This window comes from Streptomyces griseorubiginosus (genome assembly GCF_017614965.1).
Classification (GTDB): Bacteria; Actinomycetota; Actinomycetes; order Streptomycetales; family Streptomycetaceae; genus Streptomyces; species Streptomyces griseorubiginosus_B.
This window is the reverse complement of the sequence record NZ_WVUG01000346.1, coordinates 1-8945: the sequence shown is the minus strand read 5'-3', so window position 1 is coordinate 8945 and position 8945 is coordinate 1. Positions and strand designations below refer to the sequence as shown.

General features: G+C 72.1%; 6 protein-coding genes and 1 pseudogene. 5 read left to right on the top strand and 2 right to left on the bottom strand.

Annotation, left to right across the window (positions count from 1 at the left end; all coding sequences use genetic code 11):
- Positions 1 to 747: pseudogene (locus tag GRC12_RS38175) on the top strand (serine/threonine protein kinase); the annotation flags it as partial.
- Between the two features lie 49 nt (positions 748 to 796).
- On the opposite strand, the gene GRC12_RS38170 reads toward GRC12_RS38175, so the two are convergent.
- A complete protein-coding gene (locus GRC12_RS38170; protein WP_208784871.1) occupies positions 797 to 1690 on the bottom strand; it encodes an AraC family transcriptional regulator in 894 nt (297 codons plus the stop codon).
- A 102-nt stretch (positions 1691 to 1792) separates the two neighbouring features.
- On the opposite strand from GRC12_RS38170, the gene GRC12_RS38165 reads away from it, so the two are divergent.
- From GRC12_RS38165 to GRC12_RS38150, 4 genes are all read left to right on the top strand, one after another.
- Complete coding sequence (locus tag GRC12_RS38165) at positions 1793 to 2698, top strand: MBL fold metallo-hydrolase (protein WP_208784870.1); 906 nt, start codon at positions 1793 to 1795, stop codon at positions 2696 to 2698.
- A 48-nt stretch (positions 2699 to 2746) separates the two neighbouring features.
- The gene (locus GRC12_RS38160) at positions 2747 to 4486 is read left to right on the top strand and encodes a serine/threonine-protein kinase (RefSeq protein ID WP_208784869.1); all 1740 of its coding nucleotides are present in this window, start codon (positions 2747 to 2749) and stop codon (positions 4484 to 4486) included.
- A 104-nt stretch (positions 4487 to 4590) separates the two neighbouring features.
- Complete coding sequence (locus GRC12_RS38155) at positions 4591 to 6204, top strand: succinic semialdehyde dehydrogenase (RefSeq protein ID WP_208784868.1); 1614 nt, start codon at positions 4591 to 4593, stop codon at positions 6202 to 6204.
- 30 nt (positions 6205 to 6234) lie between these two features.
- The gene (locus GRC12_RS38150; RefSeq protein ID WP_208784867.1) at positions 6235 to 8010 is read left to right on the top strand and encodes a GMC family oxidoreductase N-terminal domain-containing protein; all 1776 of its coding nucleotides are present in this window, start codon (positions 6235 to 6237) and stop codon (positions 8008 to 8010) included.
- A gap of 135 nt (positions 8011 to 8145) precedes the next feature.
- Here the strand turns inward: GRC12_RS38150 and GRC12_RS38145 are convergent.
- A partial coding sequence (locus GRC12_RS38145; protein WP_208784866.1) for an LPXTG cell wall anchor domain-containing protein occupies positions 8146 to 8945 on the bottom strand: 800 nt, incomplete at its 5' end.

The window sequence follows — 8945 nt, the reverse complement described above, 5'->3', positions numbered from 1 at the left end:
CCCCCGTCGCCGCCCACGGTGGAGACCCGGCGTTCCACCCGGGGCGTGCTGGTGGCCGCGCTGCTGGTCGCCGCGATGGCGGGGGCGGGGGTGTCGGCGGCCGCGCTGCTGATGAACCGGGACGACGAAGCGGGACGTACACCCACCGGTTCGGGGCCGAGGACGTCGGTGAGCGCCTCGCCCTCGCCATCACCGAGTAGGTCGAGCGGCGCCGGCGCGAGTCGCAGTCCCAGTTCAAGTTCAAGTTCCAGTCCCACGGCCCGTTCCAGCCCCAGTTCCGCCGCGACCCGTCCCTCCGCCCCCTCCGGCTACCGCGTCGCCGACGATCCGGGCGGCTTCTCGCTCGCCGTGCCGGAGGGCTTCACGCGTTCGCCGCAGGGGGAGCGGGTCTTCTACCTGTCGCCGGGGGAGACCTTCCGTCTCGGCATCAAGGTCGCCGACCCGGATGCGGACGGTCCGCTCGCGGTGATGAAGCGCTCGGCGGCCAAGGGGCCCGACACCAACCCCGGTTACCACGACGGGCAGGTCACGTCGACCGAGCACGACGGACACCCCGCCGCCCTCTGGCAGTTCACCTGGAACGGCTTCAGCACGGCGGAGGGCGCCCGGCACACCTACGACCTGTGCTGGGACGAGGGCGGGCGGATGTACGACGTCTGGGTGTCGGCGCCGGTCGGCAAGGTGCGGGAGGCCAAGGAGTACTTCGACGTGGCGGTGGACACGTTCGTGGCACGGCCCGGGGGCTGACCCGCCGTCCCCAGGGCCTGTCCGACCATTCCCGTCTGCCGGACAGGCCCTAGGACCGGGCGGCCCGGAACCGCCCCGGGGTCACGCCGAACTCCCGGCTGAAGGCGTGCGAGAGGGCGTACGGCGTGCCGTACCCGCTCTCCCGCGCCACCGCCGCCAGGGGGGCGTCGGTGTCCCGCAGCCGGGTCGCCGCCAGGGTCAGCCGCCACCAGGTCAGGTACGCCATCGGAGGACGCCCCACGAGCGCCGTGAAGCGGCGGGCCAGCGTCGCCCGGGACACGCCCGCCTCCGCCGCCAGCCGGTCGTTGGTCCAGGGGGCCGCCGGATCGGAGTGCAGGGCGCGCAGGGCCGCGGTGGTGACCGGGTCGCTCAGCACCGCCGGCCACACCCCCGTCGAGGCCTCGGTCATCCACGCCCGGACCATGTAGACCAGCAGCAGGTCGAGCAGGCTCGGCAGGGCGAGACAGGCTCCCGGGCGCCGCTCGTCCAGCTCACGGGCCAACAGGTCGACGGCGGAACGGAGTTCGGGGTGCGCGCCGACCCGGTTGGGCAGATGCACGACGTCGGGCAGCTCCGCCAGCAGAGGGTGCACCCGGCTGTGGTCCAGGCGGTACTTCCCGCACAGCAGCTCCACCTCACGTCCGTCCGGCCCGTGCGGCGGCGTCCGCATCTCCTCGAAGGGCACCGCCCCCGCCGTGTCCCCCGGGGAGTCCGCCAGCACATGCCCGGCCCCGCGCGGCAGCAGGACGACGTCCCCGGTGCCCAGGGTCACCGGCTCGCCGTCTCCGTCGGGCCGCAGCCAGCAACCGCCCGCGAGGACCACATGGAACCCCGCTCCCTCGTACGGCGCGAGGCGCGTGCACCAGCTGCCGCCCACCCGCAGCCGGTTCGAGGAGGGCTGCCCGATCCGCACGGCGGAGATCGCGTCGCTCACCACGTCCATGGATCGAGTGTATGCCGATCGGATCGTGAGTGAGTCGTACGCGTATTCGTCAGAGTTGGTCAGGCATTGGAATGCTCATTCAGGCCGCCTACCGTCGAGGACATGAGTGAAGACAGCGCACAGCGTTTCATGATCGGGGACGTCGAGGTCGTCCGGGTCGTCGAGTGGGAGGCGCCCTTCGCGCCGGTCCGGGAGCTGATCCCCGGCGTGGGGCCCGAGGTGTGGCGGGAGAACCGGGAGGTGCTGGTCCCGGACCACTGGGAGCCCGAGAGCGACCGGGCCGTGGCGGCGGTGCAGACCTGGGTGCTGCGCAGCGGCGGACGGACCGTGCTGGTGGACACGGGGATCGGGCACGGCCGGGAGCGGCCGAGCAACCCGCTCTTCCACCAGCGGCACGGTGTCGGACTGCCGAAGCGCCTGGAGCAGGCCGGGGTGCGGCCCGAGGACGTCGACCTCGTCGTCAACACCCACATCCACGGCGACCACGTCGGTTGGAACACCCATGACGTGGACGGCACGTGGACGCCCACCTTCCCCAACGCCACCTACCTGCTTCCCGCCGCCGACGACCGCCACTTCGGGCCCGAGGGCGCGTACGGCGGACCGGTGCGCCCCGACGACCGGCTGATGTACGAGGACAGCATCGCGCCGGTCCACCAGGCCGGGCAGGCCGTGCTCTGGGACGGTGAGTACCGCGTCGACGAACATCTGACCCTGGAGTCCGCGCCCGGCCACACCCCGGGCTCGTCCGTCCTGCGGGTCACCTCCCGCGGTGAACGGGCCGCGTTCGTCGGTGACCTGCTGCACAACCCCGTCCAGATCCCGCACCCCGAGTGCAGCAGCCGCCTCTGCCTGGACCCCGAGGGCGCCGCCGCCAGTCGTCGCCGGGTGCTCGAACGAGCGGCGGATCAGGGCGAGTTGGTGATCCCGGCGCACTTCGGCGGCTCGGGGATCGCGGAGGTACGACGCCGTGGCGAGGCCCTCGTCTTCGCGCCCTGGACACCGTGACCCGGACCCGCGTCGACAAGTCGCCGCCGCGCACGGTACTCATGGGGCATGAGTGCAGGCGGCGAACAGACGCGCGGGGGCCGGGTACTTGGCGGGCGCTACCGGCTGACCCGGCGCATCGGCTCCGGCGGCATGGGTACCGTGTGGGAGGCGCACGACGAACTCGTGGACCGGGACGTCGCCGTGAAGCAGCCGCGGCTGCCCGGCGACCCGGAGGACGAGCAGCACCAGCGGGCCGCCCACCGCCTCTACCGCGAGGCCCGCGCCGCCGCCCGCGTCGACCATCCGTCCGCCGTCTCCATTCTCGACGTCGTGGTCGACGAGGACGGACTGCCCTGGATCGTCATGGAGTTGGTGCGCGGGGAGTCCCTGCACGAGGTGCTCCGGCGCGGCCCGGTCGACGCCGTCGAGGCCGCCCGGATCGGCCTCGCCGTCCTCGGCGCGCTGCGTGCCGCGCACTCCGTCGGGATCGTCCACCGGGACGTGAAGCCCGCGAACGTCCTGCTCGGTCCCCGGGGCCGGGTCGTCCTCACCGACTTCGGTATCGCCCATGTCCAGGGCGAGGAATCCCTCACCGTCAGCGGGGAGTTCGTCGGCTCACTGGAGTTCGTCGCGCCGGAGCGCATGTCGGGGCGTGGCGCCGGGCCGTCCTCCGACCTGTGGTCCCTGGGCGTGCTGCTGTACGCGGCCGTCGAGGGCGCGTCCCCCTTCAGGCGTACGGCGGTGGAGTCGACGCTGGCCGCCGTCATCACCGCCGATCCGCCCGAGCCGCGCCGGGCCGGCCCGCTGGGCCCGTTGATCGCCCGGCTCCTGGTGAAGGACTCCGGGCAGCGGCCGGGCCCGGAGGAGATCGGGGCGGTGCTGGAGGCGGTGGCGGAGGGGTGGCCGGTGCCGCGGGTCGAGGAACGGATGACGGAGGCTCAGGACGCTGAGGACCTGGAGGAGTTCGGGCACGACGTGGGGACCGTACGGCTGGAGGCGAAGCCCCCGAAGCCGGGGCCGGAGCGGGGGTCGCACCCGGGTCCGGACGCGGATGCCGAGCCGTCCGCCGGGCCGCCGCCCGGGACGGTGAGCGCGTCCGGCGGCGCGGGAGAGCCGGACACCGCAAACCTCCCGCACGCCCCGAAGCGGGCCCTCCGTGTCCGTCCCGTCCCGCTCGCCGCGGTCGCCGCGCTCCTCGTCGGCGGTACCTGGTTCGGCACCTCGTACTTCGCCGGATCCGGCGAGGACGCGGGCGTCTCCGAGCAGACCGCCACCCTCACCGAGACACCGGCCCGCGCGACGCCCAGTGCGGCGGCCTGGACCGCGCACCGGGACGTGGCGACGGACGCCGTGCTCTATCTGCCCAAGGGGTACCGGAAGCTCTACTGGACGGACCAGGGCGGCGACGAGGCGCGGTGGAGCGTCTACAACGATGGCGCCGAGGAGGTCATCGCCGTCTACTTCATCGAGTGGCCGAAGGCCCTGGCGGCCCCGATGGACGAGGCGAAGAAGACCGTGACCGGCATGGAGGGGCACCAGCGGACCGGGGGCCAGTACACCGCCACGACCTTCCACGGCGACGAGGCCGCTCAGTCCGACGTCACCTACATGAACGACGGGAAACGGGTCCGGGTGCTCCAGCTCGTCGTCCGAACCGCCGACGACAGGATGTACCAGCTCCAGGTGTGGATGCCCAAGGGCACCCCGGACGAGAAGCAGGGCACCGCCGTCTTCAAGGGCGCGCGGGACCGCCTGCTGATCCGGGAAGACCGCACCACCACCCGCCGTGCCCGCCCAACGCCCTGATCAGCGCAAACCCTGCCAGTGACCACTGGCGGTGTGTGTGCACTCGGTGAAGCCGCGTTACCGACGGGTACCCAAAGTTTCGGTACCGGAATACCCTGCGGCTCATGACGGACGCGCAAGCCCCGGCCAAGGCCGGCACGAACCCCCTCGCCCCCGCGCCCGAGGGCGCCCGTACCGCCTCCGACGTGGTCACCCCGGAGCTGGTCGCCCAGCTCACCAAGGGCGTGGTCGGCTCCGGACGCACCGCCAACCACACGCCGTTCACCGGCGAGAAGCTGGCCGACCTGCCGGAGTCCACGCCCGAGGACGTGGAGAAGGCCTTCCAGGCGGCCCGCAAGGCCCAGGCCGTATGGGCCGAGACGCCGGTACGGCAGCGCGCGGCCGTCCTGCTGCGCTTCCACGACCTGGTCCTGGAGCGTCAGGCGGAGGTCCTGGACCTGATCCAGCTGGAGACCGGCAAGGCCCGGCTGCACGCCCACGAGGAGGTGCAGGCCGTCGCCGTCGCCGCCCGCCACTACGGCCGCAAGGCACCCGCGTATCTGAAGCCGAAGCGGCACACGGGCGCCGTGCCGACCCTCACCAAGGTCACGGAGCTGCGCCACCCGCGCGGGGTCGTCGGCCAGATCGCCCCCTGGAACTACCCTCTCGAACTCTCCGTCGGCGACGCGCTGCCGGCCTTCGTCGCGGGCAACGCCGTCGTCATGAAGCCGGACACCGAGACCTGCCTCACCGCCCTGTGGGCCCGTGACCTGCTCATCGAGGCGGGGTTGCCCGCCGACGTCTTCCAGGTCGTGATCGGCGAGGGCCCGGTCGTCGGCCCAGAGGTCGTCCGGCACGCCGACTACGTCTCCTTCACCGGCTCCACCCGCACCGGCCGCGAGGTCGCCCAGGGCGCCGCCGCCCGGCTGGTCGGCGTCTCCCTCGAACTCGGCGGCAAGAACGCCATGCTGGTCCTCGAGGACGCCGACATCGAGAAGGCGGCCGCGGGCGCGGTCCGCGCCTGCTTCTCCTCCGCCGGCCAACTGTGCATCTCCATCGAGCGGTTGTACGTCCACGAGTCGATCGCCGGCGCCTTCCTGGAGCGCTTCGCCGCCCGCACCAAGGCCATGCGGCTCGGCACGTCCCTCGCCTACGGAGCCGACATGGGCTCGCTGGTGGGGGAGCGGCAGCTCGAGACGGTCACCCGGCACGTCGAGGAGGCCGTGGCGAAGGGCGCGAAGGTCGTGGCCGGCGGTGTCGCACGCCCGGACATCGGCCCGTACTTCTTCGAGCCGACGATCCTCGACGGCGTGACCGAGCCGATGGCGGTGTGCACGGAGGAGACCTTCGGTCCGGTCGTCTCCGTCTACCGCTTCACGACCGACGACGAGGCCGTCGAGCACGCCAACTCCACGCCGTACGGCCTCAATTCCTCGGTCTGGACGAAGAACGGCGCCCGCGGCCGCCAGGTCGCCGCCCGGCTGCGCACCGGCACGGTCAACGTCAACGAGGGCTACGCCCCCGCCTACGGCAGCGTCCAGTCCCCGATGGGCGGCATGAAGGACTCCGGGCTGGGCCGGCGCCACGGCTCCGAGGGCATCCTCAAGTACACCGAGGCCCAGACGGTCGCCCAGCAGAGGCTGCTGCCGATGGCTCCCTCGCTGGGGATGGACGACGAGCAGTACGCGCAGTTCATGAGCCGGAGCCTGCGGCTGATGAAGGCTCTGCGCTTCAAGTAGGAACGCTTCGGTTCTCAACGAGGAGAGCACGTGCCCCAGGACACCCACGACTACGACGTCATCGTCGTCGGCTCCGGCTTCGGCGGCAGCGTCACCGCCCTGCGCCTCACCGAGAAGGGCTACCGCGTAGGTGTCCTGGAAGCCGGCCGCCGCTTCACCCGCGAGACCCTGCCCAGGAACTCCTGGGACCTGAAGAACTACCTCTGGGCGCCGAAGCTCGGCATGTACGGCATCCAGCGCATCCACCTGCTCGGCAACGTCATGGTCCTCGCGGGCGCGGGTGTCGGCGGCGGTTCCCTGAACTACGCCAACACCCTCTACGTCCCGCCGAAGCCGTTCTTCGAGGACCCGCAGTGGCGGGACATCACCGACTGGCAGGAGGAGCTGAAGCCGTACTACGACCAGGCCCGGCGCATGCTCGGCGTGCGGCTCAACCCGACGATGACCCCCTCCGACGTCCATCTGAAGGCGGCGGCGGAGCGGATGGGCTTCGGCGACACCTTCCACCTGGCGCCGGTCGGCGTGTTCTTCGGCGACGGCGAGGACGCCGAGGGCAAGGTGAGGGCGGCCCCCGGACAGCAGGTCGACGACCCCTACTTCGGCGGCGCGGGCCCGGCCCGCAACGCCTGCATCGAGTGCGGCGAGTGCATGACCGGCTGCCGGCACGGCGCGAAGAACACCCTCAACGAGAACTACCTCCACCTCGCCGAGAAGGCGGGCGCGGTCGTGCACCCCATGACGACGGTCGTGTCGGTCACGGACGACTCGCAGGGCGGGTACGCGGTCGCCACCCTGCCGACCGACGACCGCAGCGCCGAGGGCCGTACCTTCCGGGCCCGCCAGGTCGTCATCGCCGCCGGCACCTACGGCACCCAGACCCTGCTGCACCGGATGAAGGCCGGCGGGCAACTGCCGTACATCTCGGACAGGCTGGGGGAGCTGACCCGCACCAACTCCGAGGCCCTGGTCGGCGCGCAGACCGACAACCGGCGCTACCGCAAGGCCACCGGCACGCCGCGGGTCGACTTCACCCGTGGCGTGGCCATCACCTCGTCCGTCCACCCGGACGAGAACACCCACATCGAGCCGGTCCGCTACGGCAAGGGCTCCAACTCGATGGGCGGCCTGTCGATCCTCCAAGTGCCGTACGCGGAAGGCTCCTCCAGGGTGCTGGCCTGGCTCAGGAGTGCCGCCCGCCACCCGCTGCTGGTCCTGCGCTCCCTCTCCAACCGCCGCTGGTCGGAGCGGACCATCATCGGCCTGGTGATGCAGTCGCTGGACAACTCCCTGACGACGTACCTGAAGCCGGACGGCGTCGGCAAGGGGCTGCTCACCGCACGGCAGGGCCACGGCGCTCCCAACCCCAAGCAGATCAAGGCGGCTTCCGAGGCCGCGTCCGCGATCGCCGCCGACATCAACGGCTTCGCCGGCTCCAACGTCGGCGAGCTCATGGGCACCCCCCTCACCGCCCACTTCCTCGGCGGCTGCCCCATCGGCTCCTCCCGCGAGACCGGTGTCATCGACCCCTACCACCGCCTGTACGGCCACCCCGGCATCTCGGTCGTGGACGGCGCCGCGGTCTCCGCCAACCTGGGCGTGAACCCGTCCCTCACCATCACCGCGCAGGCCGAGCGGGCGATGTCGTACTGGCCCAACAAGGGCGAGGCGGACCCGCGTCCGGCGCAGGGAGCGGCGTACGAGCGGCTCCAGCCGGTCGAGCCGAAGAGTCCTGCGGTCCCCGCGGAGGCGTTCGGCGCGCTGAGGCTGCCGTTCCTGGGGATGCCGGCGGTGCCGCCGAAGCCGTAGGGCCACGCCGTACGGCTCCGGCGTCGGACAGAAAAGGACCCGCGCTCCCCTCCGAGCGCGGGTCCTTCACTTTTCTTGCGGTGAGTCTTTGTTGCGGTGAGTCGTTGTTGCGGTGAGTCGTTGTTCCGGTGAGAGTTACGCGTCCGACCCGGCCCTGCGGCGCCGGGCGACGACGACGGAGCCGGCGCCGAGGACGACCGCGACACCGCCGACCAGGCCGATCACGGGCAGCGCGGAGCTGGAGCCGGTCTCGGCGAGGCTGCCGGTGGCGGACACGTCACTGACGTCCTTCAGCGGCTTGCGGCCACCCGTCTGCGGCTTGGCGTCGCCGGGCTTACCGGCGTCGGAGCCGGCGGCCAGGATGTCGAAGAAGTAGACCCAGCCGTTCGGGTCGTCGGCGACCCAGCAGCCCTGGTCGTCCGCGTACTCGGCGAGACCGCCGGTCAGACCGAGGGAGTCCGGCACCTTGCCGGAGACGCTGAGGCGCAGCTGGTACGAGACCGATTTGCCCGCGTCCAGCGAGAACGCGGTGAACGTCCCGCCCTCGCCTGCGGCGTCAGCGATCGTCTTCCAGGTGCCGGAGGACTTGTCCAGGACCTGGACCTTGATCTGGCCCGAGTAGTCCTTCGCGTCCTCCCAGCCGACGGCGGCGACGCCGATCAGCGGCTTGATGTCCTTGATCCGGGTGTCGCCGTGGTTGGTGACGTTGAAGGAGAACGGCACCCAGCCGCTTCCGGCGACGATCGTGTCGGGCAGACCGGACAGACCGCTCTTCAGGTCGGCGCTGAGCTCGGCGGTGCTGTCGCCGTTCTCGTCGACGCAGAGCTCGGCACCGCCCGGGGAGCTCTCGCTGGGGCTCGGCGACGGGGAGGCGGTGGAGGTGCTCTGGGTCGCCGCCGGGGTGCTCGCGGGGGCCGCGGGAGTGGTGGTCGGGG